The organism is Cupriavidus sp. a3, from assembly GCF_051015765.1.
GTDB classification, from domain to species: Bacteria; Pseudomonadota; Gammaproteobacteria; order Burkholderiales; family Burkholderiaceae; genus Cupriavidus; species Cupriavidus oxalaticus_A.
In genome coordinates this window covers 2,327,678-2,348,866 of record NZ_CP170644.1, presented here as the reverse complement: position 1 = coordinate 2,348,866, position 21,189 = coordinate 2,327,678, and the positions used below count along the sequence as shown (strand labels likewise).

Genomic DNA, 21,189 nt, shown 5'->3' with positions numbered 1-21,189 from the left:
CAAGCTTACGGCCGTGCGCTGGCACACATGCGCGCTAGCGTTTCGAAGTTCGGCTGTCCAAAACCTAATGCAACAGGTCTCATGCAGCACCATGCAATTACTACATTTGCGTTATTGGATGCCGCAAGCCTGCGGCGTTAAGCTCCAAGCACGCTGAACACCCCGTTCCACGCGTACTTCACAAGCCATCGGCCGCAGGGCCGGTGGCTTTTTCTTTGGACGTTGCTTCTTTGGACGCCGCTTTCGACGCCGCCTGCGCGGCCACCATCGCCACAAAGTTGTCGCGCGCGGGATGGTCGGGCGCCGTCTTCCACACGCAATAGACTTCAGAGCGCACCGCCGTGCCCGCCAGCGGCCGGAATGCCGCCCCCGCCATGCCGGAACGCGCCAGCGCCGCCGGCACCACGGCCACGCCCATGCCCTGCGAGACCAGCGAGACCACCGAGAGCCAGTGGCGCACTTCGTGCCGGATCTGCGGGTAAAAGCCCTGGGCCGCGCACATATCGAAGATGCGGCTGTAGTAATCCGGCGACGCTTTGCGCGAAAACAGCACGAAGGCCTCGCCGCGCAGGTCTGCGAGCGCCAGCTCCGGCTGCGCCGCGAGCGGGTGGTCCGCCGGCAGGCAGCAGACGAACGGTTCGGCATGCACCCGCGTGGCCCGCAGCGAGTCGGGCACCCGGCCGGTGTGGATAAAGGCCGCGTCGAGCTCGTCGTGCAGCAGCGCATCGATCTGCTCCTGCGAGTTGAGCTCGGTCAGCGCCACCTGGATCCCCGGGTAAGCCGCCTCGAACCCGCGCAGGATCTGCGGCAGGCCGCGGTACAGCATCGAGCCGACAAAGCCGACACGCAGCCGGCCTATGGCGCCCGCTTCGATCTCGCGTGCCAGCAGCCGCGCGGCCTCGGCCTGCGCCAGCAATGCCGTGGCCGATTCGCGAAAGGCGCGCCCGGCCGCAGTCAGCCGTACGCCGCGGCTGTCGCGGTCGAACAGCCGGGCGCCGACCGAGGCTTCGAGCTGCTGGATGTTCAGCGACAGCGGCGGCTGCGAAATCGCAAGCCGGCGCGCGGCCCGGCCGAAGTGCAGTTCCTCTGCCAGCACAAGGAAATAGCGCAGGTGACGGAATTCCATGGCGATACAAAAATCATATTGATCGAGCCAATTTTAGAATTAGACGCAAATCCTTGGGGTTTGAATAATGCAGGTCAAAGGGCCGCAGCGTGTTCGCCAACCATGCCGGTCCACCCGCCAAGGAGACCAGACATGCCGACCAGCGCCGTGCGCAATACCGCACCTCACGCCCAGCCCGACAGCCCCGCCGCCGCCCATCCGGTGCCCGACCGCCAGGGCGGGAGCCTGCTCGGCGCCGACCCCGAGTTGCGTGCGCTGCTGCCGCTCTACCTGCCCGCGGACCTGTTCAATCACCTGCTGCCGCACCTGGAGCGCATGGGCGCGCTGGCAGGCGGCGTGCTCGACGAACTGGCCGCCGTGGCCGACCAGAACCCCCCGACGCTGAGCTACCGCACCCGCAGCGGCATGGACGCGCAGCGCATCGACAAGCATCCCGCCTACGTGGAAATGGAGCGCGTGGCCTTCGCCGAATTCGGGTTGGCCGCCGCCTCGCACCGTGGTGGCGTGCTCGGCTGGGACAAGCCCATGCCGCCGGCGGCGAAGTACGCGCTCACCTATCTGTTCGTGCAGGCCGAGTTCGGCCTGTGCTGCCCGCTGTCGATGACCGATTCGCTGACGCGCACGCTGCGCAAGTTCGGCGATCCGGCGCTGGTCGGGAAATTCCTGCCCAACCTGACCACGCAGGTATTCGAAGACCTGTACCAGGGCGCCATGTTCATGACCGAGCAGGGCGCCGGCTCCGACGTGGCCGCCACCGCCACGCGCGCGGTGCGCGACACCGGCGCCGAGGGCGGCTGGCGCCTGCACGGCGACAAGTGGTTCTGCTCGAACCCCGACGCCGCGCTGGCGATGGTGCTGGCGCGCGTGGAAGACGAAGCCGGCAACGCCGTGCCCGGCCACAAGGGCGTGTCGCTGTTCCTGCTGCCGCGCAAGCTGGCCGACGGCAGCGACAACCAGTACCGCATCATCCGGCTCAAGGACAAGCTCGGCACGCGCTCGATGGCCAGCGGCGAGATCCGCCTCGAAGGCGCGCAGGCTTACCTCGTGGGCGAACCCGGCCGCGGCTTCGTGCAGATGGCCGACATGATCAACAACTCGCGTCTGTCCAACGGCGTGCGCGCCGCCGGCCTGATGCGCCGCGCGCTGACCGAGGGCCTGTTCATCGCGCATGAGCGCCGTGCCTTTGGCAAGCGCCTGGAGGACATGCCGCTGATGCGCCGCCAGCTGCTCAAGCTGACGTTGCCCACCGAGCAGGCCCGCACCATGGTGTTCCAGACCGCCGAGGCGCTGCGCCGCGCCGATGCCGGCGAGGCCGATGCCTACCCGTTGATGCGCATCCTGACACCGCTGATCAAGTTCCGCGCCTGCCGCGACGCGCGCAAGGTCACCGGCGACGCGATGGAGATCCGCGGCGGCTGCGGCTATATCGAGGAATGGAGCGACCCGCGCCTGGTGCGCGACGCCCACCTCGGCTCGATCTGGGAAGGCACCAGCAATATCGTCGCGCTCGACGTGCTGCGCGCGATCCGCCGCGAAGGCGCGCTGCCGGTGCTGCAGGCACACCTGGCCGGGCTGCTGGCCGATACCCCGATGCACGCAGACGCACACGCCACCTTCGAAGGCGCCATCGCCGCTGCCGCGAAACTGGCCGCGCATGCCGCCGAAGCCGGCGCCGACGGCGACCTGCTGGCGCGCCAGGCGGCTTCCGCGCTGTACCACGTGACCACCGCGGTGGCGATGGCGTGGGAAGCCGGCCGCATCGGCTCGGTGCGCCGCATGCGCCTGGCGCAGCTGGTGCTGCGCCATCGCGTGCTGCCGCAGGATCCGCTGGCGGCAAGCACCGAGCCGGATTGGCTGGCCGAGACGGTGGCGCCCCCTGCTGACGGCGTGGTGCGCGCAGCGGGCGCGGTCGCAGACGTCAACGTGTTCTGACACCGTATCCATCCCGATTGTTTGCTCCGCTCTCCCGCAAGCGGGAGTGGGAGCACCCCGCCTCGACGACGCCCCATACCATCCCGCCTCCGCGGGAGACGCCCTACACCAGGAGACAACGCCATGAAACTCTGGCACCGCCTCGCGGCCATTGCCGCGTGCTCGCTCTGCATCGCCGCCCCCGCCTTCGCGCAGAAGGACTTCCCGACCAAGCCTATCATGATGGTCGTCACCTATCCGCCGGGCGGCCCGACCGACGCGATGGCCCGCACGCTGGCCGCCGCGCTCAAGACCAGCCTGGGCCAGCCGGTGGTGGTGGAAAACCGCGCCGGCGCCGGCGGCAACATCGGCGCGGAAGCGGTGGCGCGAGCGGAGCCCGACGGCTACACGCTGATGTTCGGCACATCGGCGCCGCTGGCGATCAACGTCAGCCTCTATCGCAAGATCAACTACGACCCGGTCAAGAGCTTCGCCCCGGTGATCCAGATCGGCCAGCTGCCCAACGTGCTGGTGGTGAACCCGTCGGTGCCGGCAAAGAACGTCAGCGAGCTGATCGCCTACGGCAAGGCGCATCCGGGCAAGCTCACCTATGCGTCGTCCGGCAACGGCGCCTCGTCGCACCTGGCCGGCGTGCTGTTCAACAACGTCACCGGCACCGACTTCCAGCACATTCCGTACAAGGGCACCGGCCCGGCGCTGAACGACCTGCTCGGCGGCCAGGTCAGCATGACCTTCACCGACGTGCTGACCGCCATGCCCTTCATCAAGAGCGGCAAGGTGCGCGCGCTGGGCGTCACCAGCAGGGCGCGCTCGCAGGCGCTGCCGGATGTGCCGACTGTCGCCGAGCAGGGCGTGCCGGGCTTCGACGTTTCGGTGTTCTTCGGTGTCGTGGCGCCGGCGGGCACGCCGCCCGAAGTGATCGGCAAGCTCAACCGCGCCTTCGCCGATGCGCTCAAGCAGCCCGAGGTTCGCAAGACGCTGCAGGCGCAGGGCCTGGAATTCGCGCCGTCGACCACGCCGGAGCAGCTTGGCGGCTTCGTCAAGGCCGAGGTCGGCAAGTGGCGCGCTGTGGTGCAGAAGTCCGGCGCGCAGCTTGATTAAGCGACCAAGCGAACAGGAGCCAGCCATGACCCAATCCAGTCCCGGCGCGCTTGCCGGCATCCGCGTGGTCGACCTGTCGCGCATCCTGGGCGGCCCGTACTGCGGGCAGATCCTGGGCGACCACGGCGCCGACGTACTCAAGATCGAACCGCCGCAGGGCGACGACACCCGTACCTGGGGCCCGCCGTTCAAGGACGGCGTGGCGTCGTACTACTTCGGCCTGAACCGCAACAAGCGCGTGATGCGGCTGGACCTGACCACGGACGCCGGGCGCGAAGTCCTGCTCGCGCTGCTGGCCGAGGCCGACGTGCTGGTCGAGAATTTCAAGACCGGCACGATGGAGAAATGGGGGCTGGGCTATGACGTGCTGTCGGAGCGCTTTCCGCGGCTGGTGCATTGCCGCGTGTCGGGCTTCGGCGCGGATGGGCCGCTGGGCGGACTGCCCGGCTATGACGCGGCGATCCAGGCGATGTCCGGCATCATGAGCATCAACGGCGAAGCCGATGGCGATGCGCTGCGGGTGGGTTTGCCGGTGGTCGACATGGTCACCGGGCTGAATGCGGCGATCGGCGTGCTGCTGGCGTTGCAGGAACGTGCGCGCAGCGGGCGCGGGCAGTTTGTCGAGGCCGCGCTGTATGACTCGGGGCTGTCGCTGCTGCATCCGCATGCGGCCAACTGGTTCATGAGCGGCAAGACGCCGCAGCGCACGGGGAATGCGCATCCCAACATCTATCCCTACGACACGGTGGCCACCGCGACGGACCCGATCTTCCTCGCGGTCGGCAATGACCGCCAGTTCCGCATCCTGTGCGAGCATCTCGGGGTGCCGGCACTGGCGGAAGACGAACGCTATGCCTGCGCCGGTGCGCGGTCGGTGAACCGCGTGGCGCTGAAGGCCGAGCTGGAGACGCACCTGCGCAAGCACGACGGCAAGGCACTGGCCGACACGCTGGTCGCCGCGGGCGTGCCGTGCGCACCGGTGCTATCGGTGGCCGATGCCCTGCAGCATCCGCACACATTGCATCGCGAGATGGTGGTGGAAATGGAAGGCGGCTACAAGGGACTGGGCGCGCCGGTCAAGCTTAGCCGGACGCCGGCCAGTTATCGGCATGCGCCGTTGAGTGAGGGGGAGGGGTTTCTTGATTGAGATCCGGCTGTGAGGCGGGGGCCGCGGCCTGGCCAGCCGCAGGCACATCCCACGCGCCGCAGCCGGCCCGCCGCTCAGGTCAGCCCGGAATCATCCCAGGCAAGAGATAAGCCTGCACCATCGTGATGATCCCGATGACCACCGCGAACAACAGGCTGTGCTTGACGGTAAACCGGAACAGCTCCGATTCCTTCCCCACCAGTCCCGTCGCCGCGCAGGCCACTGCGATCGATTGCGGCGAAATCATCTTCGCGGTCACGCCGCCGGTGGTGTTGGCCGCCACCATCAGCGTATCGGACACGCCAATCTGGTGCGCGGTGGTGTTCTGCAGCGAGCAGAACAGCGCGTTGGACGACGTATCCGATCCGGTCAGGAACACGCCCAGCCAGCCGAGGAACGGCGAGAAGAACGGGAACGCGGCACCGGTGCCGGCCAGCAGCAGCGCCAGCGTCGACGACATGCCGGAGTAGTTCGCGACGAAGGCAAAGGCCAGCACCAGCCCGATCGACAGCACCGGGCGCGCCAGTTCCACCAGCGTTTCGCCGAAGGTAACAACCAGGTCGCGCGGCTTCATGCGCAGCAGCACGGCCGAGATCAGCGCGGTCAGCAGGATGGCGGTGCCCACGGCGGACAGCAGGTCAAGCTTCAGCACGGCCTCATAGGCCTTGGGCGTGGCCACGATCGGCGCGGCCTTGATCACCATCTGGTCCAGCCCCGGCACCTTGAACTTCAGCACCGTGCCCGCCAGCGCGCCGTTGGCGGCGAACAGCGCCTTGAACGGCTGCAGGCTCCATACCGTGACGATCGCCGTCAGGATGCCGAACGGTGCCCAGGCGCGCAGCGTCTGCGCCAGCGTGTAGGGCGATGCCTTGCGGCTCACCGGCGCGGCGCCAAAGCCGCCGCCAAAGCCGCCCAGCGCCACGGTGCCGCCGCTGACCGTACTGCCTGCGCCGCCAGCGCGTTGCGACGCGCCGCGCGGCTGCCACACCTTCAGGAACGCCGCCAGCGACACCAGGCTGACCAGCGCCGAGGTGATGTCCGGCAGTTCCGGCCCGATATGGTTGGAAGTGAAGTACTGCGTCACCGCGAAGCTGCCGCCGCACACCAGCGCCGCCGGCCAGGTCTCGCGCACGCCCTTGGCGCCGTCCATCATGAACACCAGCCAGAACGGCACCAGCAGCGACAGCAGCGGCAGCTGGCGGCCGGCCATGGCGCCGATCAGGAAGGGATCGATGCCCGTGACCTGTCCGGCCACGATGATGGGAATACCCATCGCGCCAAATGCCACCGGCGCGGTATTGGCGATCAGGCACAGTCCGGCGGCATACAGCGGATTGAAGCCCAGGCCGACCAGCAGCGCGGCGGTGATCGCCACCGGCGCGCCGAAGCCTGCCGCGCCTTCCAGGAAGGCGCCGAAGGCAAAGCCGATCAGCAGCATCTGCAGGCGCTGGTCGTCGGTGATCGCCAGCACCGAGGCGCGGATGATGTCGAACTGGCCGGTCTTGACCACGATCTTGTAGAGGAACACCGCGGTCACGATGATCCATGCGATCGGCCACAGCCCGTAGGCAAAGCCGAAGCCGGCCGAGGCCAGCGCCTGCTGCACCGGCATGCCGTAGGCGAAGATCGCCACGCCGAGCGCCAGCAGCAACGTGACCGCGGCGGCGACATGGCCCTTCATGCGCCACACGGCCAGCGCGATGAAGAAGAACAGGATGGGAATGGCCGCCGCCAGCGCCGACAGCCACAGGCTGCCTAGCGGCGTATAGAGTTGGGTCCAGGGTTGCACGGCTTAGTCTCCTACTTCAGTGGTGTTTCGGGAATTCTTTGTAGTTCTGGCAAACAGGCGGGCGTGCCTACTCCGGCTGCCCCTTCTCCTTGAGCAGATCCGCCAGGCTCTTCGCCGCCGGCTTCAGTGGCGTGCGATGCTGCGTCCATCCCATCTGCTTCGACGGCGCCAGCGCACGCAGTCTGGTGGCCGCCCAGCGGAACATCCGGTAAGTGGCCGGGTGCGAATACGCCCCGCTCCAGAAGCGCCACACCAGGTGCTCGCCCTTGCTGTACTTGGCGCCCTGGCCACGCAGCGGATTGGCCACCCGCTCCTCGGGATCGCGGTTGGATTCGGTGCGCAGGCGCACCAGTAATTGCGGGATCGGGATGCGTACCGGGCAGACCTCGCCGCAGGCGCCGCACAGGCTGGATGCGGTGGGCAGGTCCGCCGTGGCCTCGAGCCCCAGCAGATGCGGCGAAATGATCTTGCCGATCGGACCGGGATAAGTCGTGCCATAGGCATGGCCGCCGATGCGCGTATAGACCGGGCAATGGTTCATGCATGCCCCGCAGCGGATGCACTGCAGCGTGGCGCGCAGCTGCGCGTCGGCGTAGGCCTGCGTACGGCCGTTGTCGAGCAGCACCAGGTGCACCTCGCGCGGGCCGTCGCGCTCGCCGTCGCGGCGCGGGCCGGAGATCAGGTTGAAGTACGTGGTGATCGCCTGCCCGGTGGCCGAGCGCGTCAGCAGGCTCGACAGCGGCACGATGTGCTCGAGCTTCGCCACCACCTTTTCCATGCCCATGATGGCGATATGCACATCGGGGACCGTTGTCGAAAGGCGGCCGTTGCCCTCGTTCTCGACCAGCCACAGCGTGCCGGTGTCCGCCGCGGCGAAGTTGACCCCGGACAGGCCGATGTCGGCGCCGACGAACGCCTGCCGCAGCGCGCGGCGTCCGGTCTGGATCAGCGCGTCGACGTCCTCGGTATAGGGCGTGTCAGGAATATGCTGCTCGAACAGCGCGGCGATATCGCCCTTGGTCTTGTGGATCGCCGGCATCACGATATGCGACGGCTTCTCGCCGGCAAGCTGGACGATGTATTCGCCCATGTCCGACTCGATGCATTCGACGCCGCGCTCGGCCAGGTAATGGTTCAGCTCGATTTCCTCGCTGGCCATCGACTTGCCCTTGATCACGCGACTGGCCTGCCTTGCCGCCGCGATGCCGTGGATGATGCGGTTGGCGTCGTCGGCGGTCTCGGCCCAGTGGACCTGCACACCGGCGGCGGCGAGCTGTTCCTCCAGTTGCACCAGCAGGTCCGGCAGGTTGGCGAGCGCGTGCTGGCGCACCGCTTCGCCCAGGTCGCGCAGCCGCTCCAGCTCATCGGCGTCGGGAAACTGCGCCAGCCGCTTGCCCTGCAGGAAGTCCATCGCGCCGCGAAAGCTCTGGCGCAGCTTGGGATCGTCCAGCGCCTCGCGCGCGCGCGCCTTGAAGTCTTGCGGCGCGACGAAATGCAGCGTGTTCTGGCTCATTGCGCGGCCTCCTTGTTATCGATGTCCTGCTTGTCGATGTCCTGCACGATGACGACCCACAGCCGGCGCGGGCCGTGCGCACCGTAGGCCAGCGTCTGCTGGATATCGGAAGTCTTGGACGGGCCCGAGATCATCACCAGGTTGGTCGGCATGCCGTCGCGCCAGCGTTCGGCGCGCGCGGCCATGTGCAGGTCCTGGTGCAGCGTCGATGCGCGCACCAGCGCCACGTGCAGCGGCGGCACCAGCGATACCGTGCGCGGCGATCCCGCGTCCGGTGCAACGATCAGCGTGCCGGTGGCGGCAATGCCCGAGCGCGCCACGGTGAAGCCGGCGTCGACGGTGTCGAACAGCTCGGCTTTCCAGGCTTCGATGGGGCGGTCATAGCCGATGGCTTCGACCTGGGGCGGCAGCGCGGCAGCCAGCGCCGCGCCGGCGTGGCTCGCGGGATCGAGCAGCAGGCGCCGGACGCCGGCTTCGGCCAGCGCGGCGGCCAGCAATGCCGGCCACGCTTGCGCATCGGTGCACCAGACTTCAGCGTGCGAGGCTTCCAGTGCCATGCGCATCGCATCGACCAGCTCGTCGGCGCTAGGCGCGCGATGCCGGCGCGCCTCGAAATGGCCATCGATGCGGCGATCCAGTTCAGCGGTGGAGGACGCAGGCGTGGGGGCGGCGGCGCGCAGCCGGCCCAGCATGCGTTCGCGGGCGCCGGGCGTGCTCATGCGGCACCTCCGGTGCGCCGCCACAGGAAGCTGGCCAGGTGTTCGACCTGCAGCGGGGCGCCGTCATGCGCGGCGGTATGGCCGATATTGAGCAGGCAGCCGCAGTCGGCCGACACCAGCCGCTCGCAGTCGGTGGCGCAGGCGGACGCAACCTTGTCGCGCACCATCGCACCGGAGATATCGGGATGCTTGAGCGAAAACGTGCCGCCGAAGCCGCAGCATTCCGACTCGCGCTGATGCTCGACGCGGGTCACGCCAGGCAATGCATCGACCAGTGCCACGCCATGCTGGCGCGTACCCATTTCGCGGCGCGCGCCGCAGGAGGTATGCAGCACGATGCGCTCGGGCGCCTGGCCCGGCGGCACGGCGTTGTGGAAATCAACGTGCAGTACGTGCAGCAGGAATTCGCCCAGCTCGTAAATCCGCTCGGCCAGCGCGCGCGCCTTCGGGCCGGCCACGGGATCGTCGGCGAACAATTGCGGCCAGTGGTGGCGCATCATGCCGGCGCATGACCCGGACGGCACGATGACCGGCCAGGGCTGGCTGAACAGGTCCAGCTGCGCACGGGCTACCGCACGCGCGGCGTCGGGATTGCCGCTGCTGTAAGCCGGCTGGCCGCAGCAGCTCTGCGCACGCGGAAAGTGTACGGTGAGGCCTTCGCGCTCGAGCAGCCGCACGGCGTCGAGCCCGGCCTGCGGCACGAACAGGTCGACCAGGCAGGTGGCAAAGAGATAGGCCTGCGTAGGCGCAGGGCCGTTGGGGTACTGACGATCCTTCATGTCTCGCTCCGTATGTGCTGGGTTGCGCTGCTTGGCGTCGCACATTTGGGCGCATAATTCCCGCTTCCGCGCGGTTGTTCAAATTGGTTGGACCAGTCGGCGGGGCGATTGTGGAGCGAGGGTGGACGGCATGACGGCGGCGGCACAAAGGAGCGGACGCACCCGCGGGCGCGTGGAGGCGGTCATGCGCGAGATGGAAACCGCGCTGCTGGACGGTACGTGGCCGCCGGGCACCCGGCTACCGGCCGAGCGCGTGCTGGCCGAGCGGTACGCGGTGGCGCGCAACACCGTGCGCGAAGCCATCCAGCGCCTGGCCGCGCGCGGCCTGCTGCAAAGCCGGCGCGGCGCCGGCGTCTATGCCACCGACCAGTTGCGCGCCGGCATTGCTTCCCCATGGGGCCAGCTGGTGGCCGACCATCCCGCGCTGCGTGACGACATCCTGGAGTTCCGCCGCGTACTGGAAGGCGCGACCGCCTATTTCGCCGCGCTGCGCGCCAACGCCGCCGACGTCAGGCGCATCCGCACCCTGATGGATGAACTCGAACGCGCCCGCGCCGCCGACGACAAGCAAGCCGAGGCCGATGCCGATGCGCGCCTGCATGACGCCATCGCGCTGGCTTCGCACAACACCATGTTCCTGCACCTGCATACCAGCGTGATCGGCATGCTGCGCGAACACATCACCATCAATGGCACCGGACTGCGCGAACAGGACGACAGCGCCTCGGAACTGTTGCTGCTGCAGCACCGGACGCTATGCGAGGCGATCTGCGCGCGCCGGCCGGAAGAAGCGCGCACGGCGATGCAGACGCATATCGACTTCGTGCGCAGCCGGGTCGAGCAGGACGGGAGCTGAATGCGCGTAATTGGTCGGACCAGCGGGCGCTGGGGCGCCGGAATGGAAAACGTCTCCAATGCCAGCAACGGCTGCGGCACATTCGCCCACTTTTGCCCGCGGCCAAAGGCCAGGGCGCTGTGTTTATATCAGGCCGGCACCGGCCAGTTCCCGCTTCAGGTATGCATAGAAAATCGGGCCGGCGATCACGCCGGGAATGCCGAACAGCGTCTCCATCAGCAGCATCACGACCAGCAGCTCCCACGCCGCGGCCTGGATGCGCGCGCCGATGATGCGGGCGTTCAGGAAATACTCCAGCTTGTGGATCACCACCAGGAACACCAGCGAACCCACCGCGATCGGCAGCGATACCGACAGGGACGCCACCACGATGGCGGTATTGGAAATCAGGTTGCCCAGCACCGGCAGCAAGCCGGCCACGAAGGTGATGACCACCAGCGTCTTCGACAGGGGCAGGTGCACGCCGAACAGCGGCAGCACCAGCAGCAGGTAAATCGCCGTCAGCAAGGTATTGATCGTCGAAATCTGGATCTGCGCAAAGATGAACTGCGAGAACGCCTGCTGCAGCGTGCGCGCCCGCGCCACCAGCGCAGCCGCCAAGGGACGGCGGTTCGGCCGTGACACGGCGCGGTAAAGCGCCACCATCGCGCCGATCACCAGGCCGATCAGGATATGCACCAGCGTGCGCAACACCTCCGCCCCCAGCTTCTGCGCCATGGCAGCATGCGCGCGCAGCGCTTCGATCAGCGCATTGGCCAGCTCGTCCACGCCGTTGGGCAGCGCGTCACTGAGCCACGGCGGCAACTGCCCGCGCGACTGGTCGATAATGTCCGCGACATGATTGAGCAAGCCATCCAGCGTATTGCCTTCCCCGCTGATAAAGCGCACCAGCAGCCAGCCTGCCAACGACAGCCCCAGCAGGATCAACGCCGACAGGATTGCCACCGCCAGCGCATCGTGCCGCTGGTTCAGCCGCTTCAACCGCGGCGCCAGCACATCCACCAGGGAATACAGCAGCAGCCCGGACAGCAAGGCTGCCACCAGGTTCGCTTGGAGCACGGTCCAGAGCGCCAGCGCAGTCAGGACATAGGCGACGGCACCGACGCTGTACCACGCGGCCGGCAGCAGGCGCGGGGCGTTGGTCTGGTCGGGGTCTTTCATCGATGGTCTCCGGCGTTGGGGGGCACGCGCCCTCGGCGGGTGCGGGGCGGGCCAGGGCAAGCCCGCCTGTCAGTTCGGGTCAGGCAGCCTAGCGCTCGATTGTCGGGGCGGTGGCGGGGTTAGGCAAGCCTGCCGTGAACGGGTCCCGCTGGTGGCAAAAGGCTGGAAGGCGTGCCGCGCAGCGCTCCTATGCGGACTCCCGCACCCAGCGCTCGACAAGTTCCTCCGGTATGGCGCGGTAGACGTCTTCGAAGCGCTTGCCGATCAGGCGCTCGACCTGCCATAGCAGCAGGGCAACCGGGCTGCTGGGTTCATGCTGCTCGAACCACTGGCGCACAGCCCGGACCTGGCGCAAGGCGGCATCGCGGCCAGCGGGGCTATCGCCGGGGTCCGGGATGACTGGCAGGGCGGCAGGCGCCGATGGCGCCATGGAGTGAGAGGCATCTGACATGGGCATCGGCCCAGGCTTGACGGGGCGATCGGCCATTGCCTCCGCCACGGTCGTGCCCGCGAGTTCCGGATTGCCGACGAGCCGAAGTAACTTTCCAAGCGGCGCGAGGTCCGGCGCATGGCCCGCCAGCGTCTCATCGCCCCAATGCTGCAAGATCGCTGCCAGGCCGTAGGCTTCATCCATGGCGGCAATCTCGCGCATGCCCTGGCGCCGCAACGCGTCCAGTTGCTGGCGCACGGACTCTGGCGCGAGGGCATCGGCAGGATGAGGTACCCCCAACGCCCGTTCGATATCCCTGACCTGCAGGCGCGTTGCCGCATTGCCTGCCAGCACGATCTCGCGTATATCGGCGAGAAGGCCGTCCGGGTCGACCAGCGCCGCGAAGGCGTTGGCGCGCAGTGCCGGATCGTGTTCGCCTTCCACCATCAGCTGGGGATGGATGTCTTCCGGATAGTCAGCCAGCAGGCGTTGCAGCAGCGCCATGCCATCGCGCAGGCCCTCGGCGTGGTCGAGCCGCGTGCGGCAGCGAAGCAGCAGGTTCAGCAAGCGGATGTCCTTGCTGCGCATCAGCAGGCGCCGGCAGTCGCGCTCGAGCTCTGTCCAGTTCGGTGGCTCGGCCTGCGCAACGAAATCGCCGTATTGTGCTTCCGCGCCGGGCGCCGCCTTTGCCATCAGGACGACGAATTCCGGGTCGTATTCGAGATCGGGGCCGCAAGGATGTGCGGCATCGATCGGCTGTGCCAGCTCGGCGAGGCGGATTGCCTGGCGCGCATCGGATCTGGCTGCCCTGGATTTTGCCTTCATGGCAGCCTCAGTGTGTGACGTACTTCTCGGGGTCGAAGACCATGCCGGTGATGGCGCGCTGCTGGTCGGCCTCACCCAGCCAGGTCGACCAGCCCAGGCCCTCTTGCGCACCGAGCACGGCAGGCGGCGCGCAATGCGGCTTTATCTGCAGCTGCAGCTCCCACTCGTATTCGAAGCCGATGAAGGACCGGACCCATTCCACCAGCACCGGCAGATCGCGCCCGTTGGGCGTGAAGTTCAGGTACTGCTGCAGATGCAGCGGACCGATGACGAGACGGAACTTGTGCTGCCGGTCGGGGACCATGTCGCCCAGCAGCGCGCCCTGGCCCATCACGCCTGGCGAACCGGGGCGGCCGAGACGGCTGTGTTCGGCCGGATCTAGCACGATCCAGTGCAGCACGAACTCCTCCAGCCGCACCGGTACGCCAAAGAAGTGCGACACCGTCCCGGCGATGCCATCGGGACAGCGCGACTCGCGCACATGGTGGGCGCTCGCGGACAGGCGCGCGTGCGCCGGCAACGGGCCGCGGCGGATTTCTCCGGGATCCTGCCCCGCCAGCCAGCCCACGTAGCGCGAAAAGACTTCCTCGTCCGGCCGGTCGAGCCCCGCCGTGGCCTGCGAGCCCGCCCAGGCCTGGTAGAACTGCGTCAGCGCGCGATGATGGAACAGGTCGAGGAAGGCCGCAGTCGTCCCGTCGCGGTGTGCCTCGGTGCGCTCCCTGACAATTTCCGTGTGATGGATCGGCAAGGCGCCATTGGGGCCTAGCATGCCGAGCCCGAACAGCTGGATTCGCAACCGGCCCGCCTGCATCTCAAGCCGGGCAATCTCGCGCGGCGCAAACGCCAGCGAGGCGGCCTGGCCAATGCGGAAGCATTCCGCTTGCGGTCGGATGGCGCGGCCGGCCGGCGGCAGGTCGGCATGCTGCGCCGACAGCGCGCGCAAGAGCCCGAGGAAGCTGACCTTCCATGGCGCGCGTTGCGCATCGTCTGCGACGGAGCGCGCGGCGCCGCGCTGGCCGATACTGTTGTCGGTCTGGCTCATGGCTATATCGCGCCGCGTCCTCCCATTCGTACCGGCCAGCGGTGAATCAGGCCGCGTTCGATCGCGTACAACTCCGTTTCCGCGAAGGCGTTGACCGATACGTGCCGCGCCAGGAAGTGCTCGAGGATCACGCCGAACAGGTAGGGGCTGATGCCCGAGAAGCCGCTTTCCTCCACCGTCAGCTGGCACTGGACACCGCGGCCGTAGAGGATGGGTCCGTTTCCGGGCAGCCGCCGCGTGACCGGCCGGATGCTGCTGCCGATCAGGCTCTGGACCTGCCGCTGCTGGGCCGCGTCGTCGGGGGCGACGAACAGCCGCAGCAGGTCGCGCAGTCCCTGGCCGCCTTCGCGATGGTCGAGATCGGTGAGCGACAGGTAGTTGAACCCCAGCTGGCGGATCAGCCGCCAGGCCATTTCTCCCTCGGCGAAGGGCGCGCGCGGGGCCGACGGCGGCCGGATCAGCCCGACCCCGCCGACGGGAATCGAATCCGGTGTGCGCAAGTCATCGTAGCCATTGCGCGGGACAAGATTCGGCAGGTCGCGGTTGGTGACCATGGCCTGCACCGACAGGTAGCGCAAGTCCTTCGGGTAGGGGGCCTCGCGCTGGTCGACCAGCGACAGGAACACCTCGGTGCCGGTGTACGCGGTGCGTGTCCCGTACTTGCGCGCATGATCGGAAACCAGCCGCCGTTCCCGCCGCATGGAGAAGTAGCGTCCATGGTTGCCCTCGTCGCTGTTCAGCGTGGCGAAGAGCGGCCGGAACGCCACCGGCGTGCTGCGCTCGGAAACCTGCCCGGACAGGCCCTGCACCGAGAAGACCTCGTAGTCGAGCGGCCGGCGCCGGTCCGGCACGAGGTGAAACTCGGTGTGCCCGGCATGGATTTCCATCCGGTCGGTGCGCATCGGGAACAGGTTGACCACCGGCGTGCAGAACAGCGCGAACTGGCTCGCATCGACCTGGCTCGCGAGCACCCCGGGCGGCCTGGCCAGCAGGATCACGATCTCGGCCTCGCCGCCGTCGATGCCGGCCAGTCCGGGTGCGAGTCCGTTGAGTGCGGCGAAATAGAACCGCTGCGGACACGCGAAATACTCGTGCACGAGGTTGTGCCCGTGAAACTTGTTCCAGGGCACCGGCAAGGCGCTTTCCTCCGGTGCCATGCCGACGTAGCCGACCGCGTCCTGCGGGACCGCGCAGGGCCGCTCGCCCATCGCGCCTGGCTTGCCGATGAGCACGGTGACGCCGGCACCATGCAGCAACTCGAACAGGTGCGAGGCGATCTGGTCGTTGCCGCACAGATGCAGGGGCAGGGTATCAAGCCCGGCCAGCCTGGCGAACGTGACATTGCGGGTCAGCCTCAGTCGCAGCCGCAGCGCACCCTGTACGTTCACGTGGGCCGGCACGTAGCGTTCGAGATGCCGGATGTCCGGCGGGATGCCGGTAAGCCGGGCGTCGGCGATCTCGATCGGCCACAGTGTCAGCGGCTGGGTCGTGCGAAACTCGCATTGGGTCGATTCGCCCGCCGGCGCACGAGCCAGCAGCGCGGTGCCGCGCGGTATCGGGATGCCGCGGACCAGGTCGCCCTCCTTGTGGCTGGGATGGAACTGCGCGACCGCGATCGCCGGCGTCGGCGCGATGTAGTTGGGATAGATGACTTCCAGCAGGCGCTGGGTAAAGCGCGGGAATTCCGCATCGAGCTTCAGCTGCGTGCGGGCGGACAGGAAGCAGAACGCTTCGATGAGGCGCTCCACATAGGGATCGGCCACCTCGATGCCCTGCATACCCAGGCGCCTGGCCACCTTGGGATGCTGGTTCGCAAACTCCCCCGCCAGCTCGCGCATGTAGACCAGTTCGCGGTTGTAGTACTCAAGCAGCCGAGGGTCCATGGTGGTGGGGAGGCATCAGTTGGCGTGAATCGACTTGACCTGCATGCGGCTGGTCTCCAGGTCGAGCGAGCTTTGTGCGGTGAAGGCCATCGGATAGGGATCCATGTGGATCAGGCCGGAAATCTCGAATAGCAGCACGTTGTGGCGATGCGGCGCATCCTCCTTCAGCATCGGCGCGATCCCGAGCGAGCCCGGGATCAGGCGCGGCTCGAAATCCTCGATGGCGCGCTGGACGATGCGGATGATGTCGTCCCATTTGCGCTCGGACAGGTAGCTTCCTGCGAGCGCGGGAACGCCGTAGTTGAGCGTCGAGCTGGCAGCCTGGGGATAGCGCGCGCGATCGATCTCGTCCTCGCGGTTGGTCGTGTTGAGCAGGTAGGTGAGATCGCGCTGGATGATCTTGCGCATCTGCGTGCGCGTGACGGTGTATTCCTCCGGCGCTTCCGTCCTGCGGTGCGGCGCATCGTCGCGCAGCCGGTCGAACAGCGTCGGCAGCAGTTGCGAATTCGGACGGCGGGGCGGACCGGCGCGGCGCAGGGCCGCCGGCGTGCCACGGTCCGGCCGCTCAGGTGGTTTGCTCATCGTCCGGGGACCATTCGCGTTCTGGGCAATAGACGCTGTCCATGGAAACCAAATGGTGTTCGCGCCGTGTAAGGCTGGCGGTGGCGGCGCGGACTTGCGCGCAATCGATGCCGCTGGCAAAGAGCCGCAGAACGTCCGGGGCTCGCGGTTGCATAAAGAGCTGGCAGTCATCCGCGGCGTCTCCTGCGCTGATGCAGGCATCGATATGACCGGCCACGTCCAGCATGTCCATCAGCCTGGCCGTACTGGCGGCTTCGTGGGCGAGCGTCTGCAGCGGATTGGGATCGGACGCGGCAAGCGGGGTGGGCGCCCTGGCGCCTGCATCGTGGACGCCGACATAGTCGGGATCGCGCAAGACGGCCTCGGCTTCCAGCATGAGCCGCGCCAGCATGTCCGGGCCCGCCGCGATGCCGGCGTGGCTGGCGCTTGGCGCCGGGATGTGACCCTGGCCGACCAGGTCGAGCAACCCATTCGCGTCGGGTCCTGCGTCGGAAAGCGCCCTTGCTGGATCGCCTGGCCATTCGCTCATGTCGCCTCCGCCCACCTCGGTTTCAGAAAATGGCGCTGATGATAATCACAAAAATTGCGGAAATGAATGCGGAAATCCGGTATTACGTGCTATTAATTTCTAATATTAGATTTAATTTAATTTCATTAAAAATATGAAGAATCCTATTGTTTGACTTGCGGGTGTGTGTAGTCAGTGACGGCTGTCCCGTATTTCGATGAGAGTCCGAAGAAATAAGGCTGTCTGTCATTGCAGCATGATTCATGCGGTGGTAATTGCGCACGAGATGGGTCGAACTACGCCATGAATGTTGTGATTCGATTTTTATGGCGCCGCGCTATGAATATTCAGATTGTCGGCGCATTGCATGCCTGAAGATTTGTCAATAGTCTGAAAAAAAGCAAAGACAACCGTCCAACGGCTCGCATTCATGCAGCCGTGAACGGAAGACGCAAGGCATTCGAATGGATATTTCGCGCCAGGCCCTGTTTGGCCGACTCAATTCCACCCTGTTCAAGGCGCTGGAAAGCGCGACCGCTTTCTGCAAGCTCCGCGGCAACCCGTACGTGGAGCTGGTCCACTGGCTGCACCAGTTGCTGCAGGCGCCCGACGGCGACATGCAGCGCATGCTGCGGCATGCGGGTGCGGACCGGGCGGCCCTGGAGGCCGACCTGACCCGGGCGCTGGCGGCGCTGCCGGCCGGCGCTTCGTCGATCAACGATTTCTCGTTCCAGATCGAGACAGCGGTGGAGCGTGCCTGGGTCTACGCAACGCTGGCATTCGATGACGGCCGCGTGCGCGGCGCCTACCTGCTGACCGCGCTGCTGAAGACGCCCGAGCTGCGCCGCACCGTGCTTGGCGTGTCCAGGCAGTTCGGGAAGGTACAGGCCGATGATCTCGTCGCCAACCTGCCGACACAGGTTGCCCAGTCGCCGGAAGCGGAGGAGGGTGCATATGACGGTAGCGGCCTGGCGCCGGCGGCGCCAGGGGAGGCGAGCGGCGCCATCGCCGGCGCGCCGTCTGGCCGGTCGGCGCTGCACCAGTACTGCCTTGACCTGACCGAAGCCGCGCGTGCCGGCAAGCTCGACCCCGTGATCGGCCGCGAGCAGGAGATCCGCACCATGACGGACATCCTGTTGCGCCGCCGTCAGAACAACCCGCTGCTGGCCGGCGATGCGGGTGTAGGCAAGACCGCCGTGATCGAAGGATTCGCCCGGGCCATCGCGGCAGGGCAGGTGCCGCCCAGCCTGAAGGATGTCCGGCTTCTGAGCCTCGATGTCGGCGCGTTGCTCGCCGGCGCGAGCATGAAGGGGGAATTCGAGGCGCGCCTGAAGGCTGTGCTGGAAGAGGCCGACCGGTCGCCCAAGCCGGTGATCCTGTTTATCGACGAAGTACACACGCTGGTCGGTGCCGGCGGGCAGGCGGGCACCGGCGATGCCGCCAACCTGCTCAAGCCGGCGCTGGCCCGCGGCGCGTTGCGCACGATCGGCGCCACCACCTGGACGGAATACAAGCGCCATATCGAAAAGGATCCCGCGCTCACGCGACGGTTCCAGGTGCTGCAGGTCATCGAGCCGGAGGAGGCCATGGCAATGACCATGCTGCGCGGGATGGTTTCCACTTTCGAGACGCATCACCAGGTGCTCGTGCGCGATGACGCGGTGCGTGCCGCGGTCAGGCTCTCGCATCGCTACATCCCTTCGCGGCAGTTGCCTGACAAGGCGATCAGCCTGCTCGACACTGCCTGCGCGCGCGTTGCGCTGTCACTGCACGCCCCGCCGAAGGAGGTCGAATTCCTGCGGCAGCAATTGCAGGCATGCGATACCGAGCATGCGCTGCTGGCCAAAGAGGCGACGCTCGGTGCCGCTCCGGGCAAGCTGCTGACGCCGCGGATGGCCGACCTCAATACGCGCCGCGAGCGGATCGAGGGCGAGCTGGCGCTGGCCGACGGTCGGTGGAAGCGCGAACTGAGCCTGGCCAACGACCTGCTTGCCTGCCGGCGCGTGCTGAGCCAGGCGCCGGAGCAGGCGCCGTTGGCCACGGACGAGGCCGGCCGCCAGCTCGAGGACATCGAAGCCGAACTGAGCGCGGCCCGCGCCAGCGCGCAGCTGGTCCATACCGAAGTGGACGAGGCAGTCGTGGCCGAAATCGTCTCGGACTGGACCGGCATCCCTGTCGGCCGCATGGTGGCGGACGAGGTAGCGGCGGTGATGCGGCTGCCGCAGACGCTCGCCGCCAGGGTGACCGGGCAAGACCACGCGCTTGCCCTGCTGGCAGAGCGCATCCAGACCGCCAGGGCGCAGCTGGCCGATCCCGGCAAGCCGGTCGGGGTGTTCCTGCTGGTCGGGCCGTCCGGCATCGGCAAGACCGAAACGGCGCTGGCGCTGGCCGATGCGCTGTACGGCGGCGAGCAGAACCTCATCTCGATCAATCTCTCCGAATTCCAGGAGGCGCATACCGTCTCGACGCTCAAGGGCGCGCCGCCGGGTTATGTCGGCTACGGCGACGGCGGCGTGCTCACGGAAGCGGTGCGCCGCCGGCCGCACAGCGTGGTATTGCTCGATGAAGTCGAGAAGGCGCATGCCGATGTGCACGAAGTCTTCTACCAGGTCTTCGACAAGGGCCATATGGAAGACGGCGAAGGCCGCCACATCGACTTCCGCAACACGATCCTGCTGCTCACCAGCAATGTGGGTTCCGAGCTGCTGCTGGACCTGTGTGAGCGCAACGGCTCGCCCCCCGACCTTGCCGCGTTGTGCGAGGCCCTCACGCCCGAACTGCGCAAGCATTTCCCGGCGGCCTTCCTCGGCCGCCTCGTGGTCCTTCCCTACCTGCCGTTGGCGCCGGAAAACCTCGGGCGCATCGCGCGCCTGCAACTGGAGCGGGTCGCGGCACGCCTCCAATCCCAGCACGGCATTGCGTTGAAGTACGCGGATGCCGTGGTCGATCTCATCGTGTCGCGGTGCGCGGTGGGCGAGACCGGCGCGCGCCAGCTGATCGGCTTTATCGAGCAGGCCATCCAGCCGCAGCTCGCGCGGCTATGGCTGACGGCACTGTCCGGCAAACAGGATGTGGCGGCCGTCGCCATCGGCCTGTCCGGTACAGGGCCGGGCGAGCTGACCTATGACATCGAATACCGTTCCGGCCAGGGTCATGCCGAGCCGGGCAATGCCGAAGCCGGACCGGCCTGATGCCTCCGGCACATCCTTGAAACCCGTTGAGGAGAGCCATGTCCGTTGTGAACAGTTCGCAGAAATTTATCGCGCGCAATCGCACGCCGCGCGTCCAGATCGAGTACGACGTCGAAGTCTATGGCTCGGAGAAGCGCATCGAGCTGCCGTTCGTGATGGGCGTCCTGGCGGACCTCACGGGCAAGCCCGCCGAGCCGCTGCCGCCGGTGGCCGACCGCAAGTTCCTGGAAGTCGATGTCGACAATTTCGACGAGCGCATGAAGGCGATGCACCCGCGCGTGGCGTTTGCCGTGCATAACACGCTGTCGGGCCAGGGCCAGCTGCTGGTCGACATGACCTTCGAGAGCATCGAAGACTTCTCGCCGGCCGCCGTGGCCGGCAAGGTCGACGCGCTCAGAAAGCTGCTCGAAGCCCGCACGCAGCTTGCCAACCTGCAGACCTATATGGACGGCAAGTCGGGCGCCGAAGCGCTGATCAACCGGCTGCTCCAGGATCCCGCGCTGCTGCAATCGCTTGCCAGCACACCCCGGACACAGGCCAGCGAAGACAAGGGCGAAGCCGAGCCCTCGTGAATCGGCCGGCTGCTTGCCTACCTGAACCATTTT

At 67.3% G+C, this 21,189-nt stretch carries 17 protein-coding genes; 6 read left to right on the top strand and 11 right to left on the bottom strand.

Features of this window, described 5'->3' with window-relative positions:
- Positions 1 to 178: 178 nt before the first annotated feature.
- Positions 179 to 1,126: a LysR substrate-binding domain-containing protein gene (locus tag ACAD63_RS32490; RefSeq protein WP_135703396.1), complete on the bottom strand. Its 948-nt coding sequence runs from the start codon at positions 1,124 to 1,126 to the stop codon at positions 179 to 181.
- Positions 1,127 to 1,258: 132 nt separating this feature from the next.
- Here ACAD63_RS32490 and ACAD63_RS32485 point away from each other — a divergent pair, with 132 nt between their 5' ends.
- From ACAD63_RS32485 to ACAD63_RS32475, 3 genes are all read left to right on the top strand, one after another.
- The gene (locus ACAD63_RS32485; protein ID WP_434034320.1) at positions 1,259 to 3,058 is read left to right on the top strand and encodes an acyl-CoA dehydrogenase family protein; all 1,800 of its coding nucleotides are present in this window, start codon (positions 1,259 to 1,261) and stop codon (positions 3,056 to 3,058) included.
- A gap of 123 nt (positions 3,059 to 3,181) precedes the next feature.
- Complete coding sequence (locus ACAD63_RS32480; protein ID WP_135703398.1) at positions 3,182 to 4,159, top strand: Bug family tripartite tricarboxylate transporter substrate binding protein; 978 nt, start codon at positions 3,182 to 3,184, stop codon at positions 4,157 to 4,159.
- 25 nt (positions 4,160 to 4,184) lie between these two features.
- Positions 4,185 to 5,306, top strand: a complete 1,122-nt coding sequence (locus ACAD63_RS32475; RefSeq protein ID WP_135703399.1) for a CaiB/BaiF CoA transferase family protein — start codon at positions 4,185 to 4,187, stop codon at positions 5,304 to 5,306.
- A gap of 79 nt (positions 5,307 to 5,385) precedes the next feature.
- Here the strand turns inward: ACAD63_RS32475 and ACAD63_RS32470 are convergent, their stop codons facing one another.
- The 4 genes from ACAD63_RS32470 to ACAD63_RS32455 form a co-directional block, all read right to left on the bottom strand.
- Positions 5,386 to 7,095: a lactate permease LctP family transporter gene (locus ACAD63_RS32470; protein WP_434034319.1), complete on the bottom strand. Its 1,710-nt coding sequence runs from the start codon at positions 7,093 to 7,095 to the stop codon at positions 5,386 to 5,388.
- A gap of 67 nt (positions 7,096 to 7,162) precedes the next feature.
- Complete coding sequence (locus ACAD63_RS32465; RefSeq protein ID WP_135703401.1) at positions 7,163 to 8,608, bottom strand: LutB/LldF family L-lactate oxidation iron-sulfur protein; 1,446 nt, start codon at positions 8,606 to 8,608, stop codon at positions 7,163 to 7,165.
- A complete protein-coding gene (locus ACAD63_RS32460) occupies positions 8,605 to 9,327 on the bottom strand; it encodes a LutC/YkgG family protein (protein WP_195428047.1) in 723 nt (240 codons plus the stop codon). Before ACAD63_RS32460 ends, ACAD63_RS32465 begins: the two co-directional genes overlap by 4 nt.
- Positions 9,324 to 10,106: a (Fe-S)-binding protein gene (locus ACAD63_RS32455; RefSeq protein ID WP_195428048.1), complete on the bottom strand. Its 783-nt coding sequence runs from the start codon at positions 10,104 to 10,106 to the stop codon at positions 9,324 to 9,326. The genes ACAD63_RS32460 and ACAD63_RS32455 overlap by 4 nt, the downstream gene beginning before the upstream one ends.
- Positions 10,107 to 10,290: 184 nt before the next feature.
- On the opposite strand from ACAD63_RS32455, the gene ACAD63_RS32450 reads away from it, so the two are divergent.
- Positions 10,291 to 10,962: a FadR/GntR family transcriptional regulator gene (locus ACAD63_RS32450; protein WP_434034318.1), complete on the top strand. Its 672-nt coding sequence runs from the start codon at positions 10,291 to 10,293 to the stop codon at positions 10,960 to 10,962.
- Positions 10,963 to 11,085: 123 nt separating this feature from the next.
- Here the strand turns inward: ACAD63_RS32450 and ACAD63_RS32445 are convergent, their stop codons facing one another.
- The 6 genes from ACAD63_RS32445 to ACAD63_RS32420 all read right to left on the bottom strand — a co-directional run bounded on the left by ACAD63_RS32445 (position 11,086) and on the right by ACAD63_RS32420 (position 17,351).
- Complete coding sequence (locus ACAD63_RS32445) at positions 11,086 to 12,123, bottom strand: AI-2E family transporter (RefSeq protein ID WP_133097106.1); 1,038 nt, start codon at positions 12,121 to 12,123, stop codon at positions 11,086 to 11,088.
- 187 nt (positions 12,124 to 12,310) lie between these two features.
- Positions 12,311 to 13,378, bottom strand: a complete 1,068-nt coding sequence (gene tssA, locus ACAD63_RS32440) for a type VI secretion system protein TssA (RefSeq protein WP_133097105.1) — start codon at positions 13,376 to 13,378, stop codon at positions 12,311 to 12,313.
- Positions 13,379 to 13,385: 7 nt separating this feature from the next.
- Entirely contained in the window at positions 13,386 to 14,426 is a 1,041-nt protein-coding gene (tssG, locus tag ACAD63_RS32435; protein WP_434034679.1) for a type VI secretion system baseplate subunit TssG, read from the bottom strand.
- Entirely contained in the window at positions 14,423 to 16,303 is a 1,881-nt protein-coding gene (gene tssF, locus ACAD63_RS32430) for a type VI secretion system baseplate subunit TssF (RefSeq protein WP_434034317.1), read from the bottom strand. Before tssF ends, tssG begins: the two co-directional genes overlap by 4 nt.
- 15 nt (positions 16,304 to 16,318) lie before the next feature.
- Entirely contained in the window at positions 16,319 to 16,885 is a 567-nt protein-coding gene (gene tssE, locus ACAD63_RS32425; protein ID WP_434034316.1) for a type VI secretion system baseplate subunit TssE, read from the bottom strand.
- Complete coding sequence (locus ACAD63_RS32420) at positions 16,869 to 17,351, bottom strand: TagK domain-containing protein (RefSeq protein WP_165971553.1); 483 nt, start codon at positions 17,349 to 17,351, stop codon at positions 16,869 to 16,871. Before ACAD63_RS32420 ends, tssE begins: the two co-directional genes overlap by 17 nt.
- 506 nt (positions 17,352 to 17,857) lie before the next feature.
- On the opposite strand from ACAD63_RS32420, the gene tssH reads away from it, so the two are divergent.
- A complete protein-coding gene (tssH, locus tag ACAD63_RS32415) occupies positions 17,858 to 20,584 on the top strand; it encodes a type VI secretion system ATPase TssH (RefSeq protein ID WP_434034315.1) in 2,727 nt (908 codons plus the stop codon).
- A gap of 38 nt (positions 20,585 to 20,622) precedes the next feature.
- A complete protein-coding gene (tssB, locus tag ACAD63_RS32410; protein ID WP_195428054.1) occupies positions 20,623 to 21,156 on the top strand; it encodes a type VI secretion system contractile sheath small subunit in 534 nt (177 codons plus the stop codon).
- Positions 21,157 to 21,189: the final 33 nt, after the last annotated feature.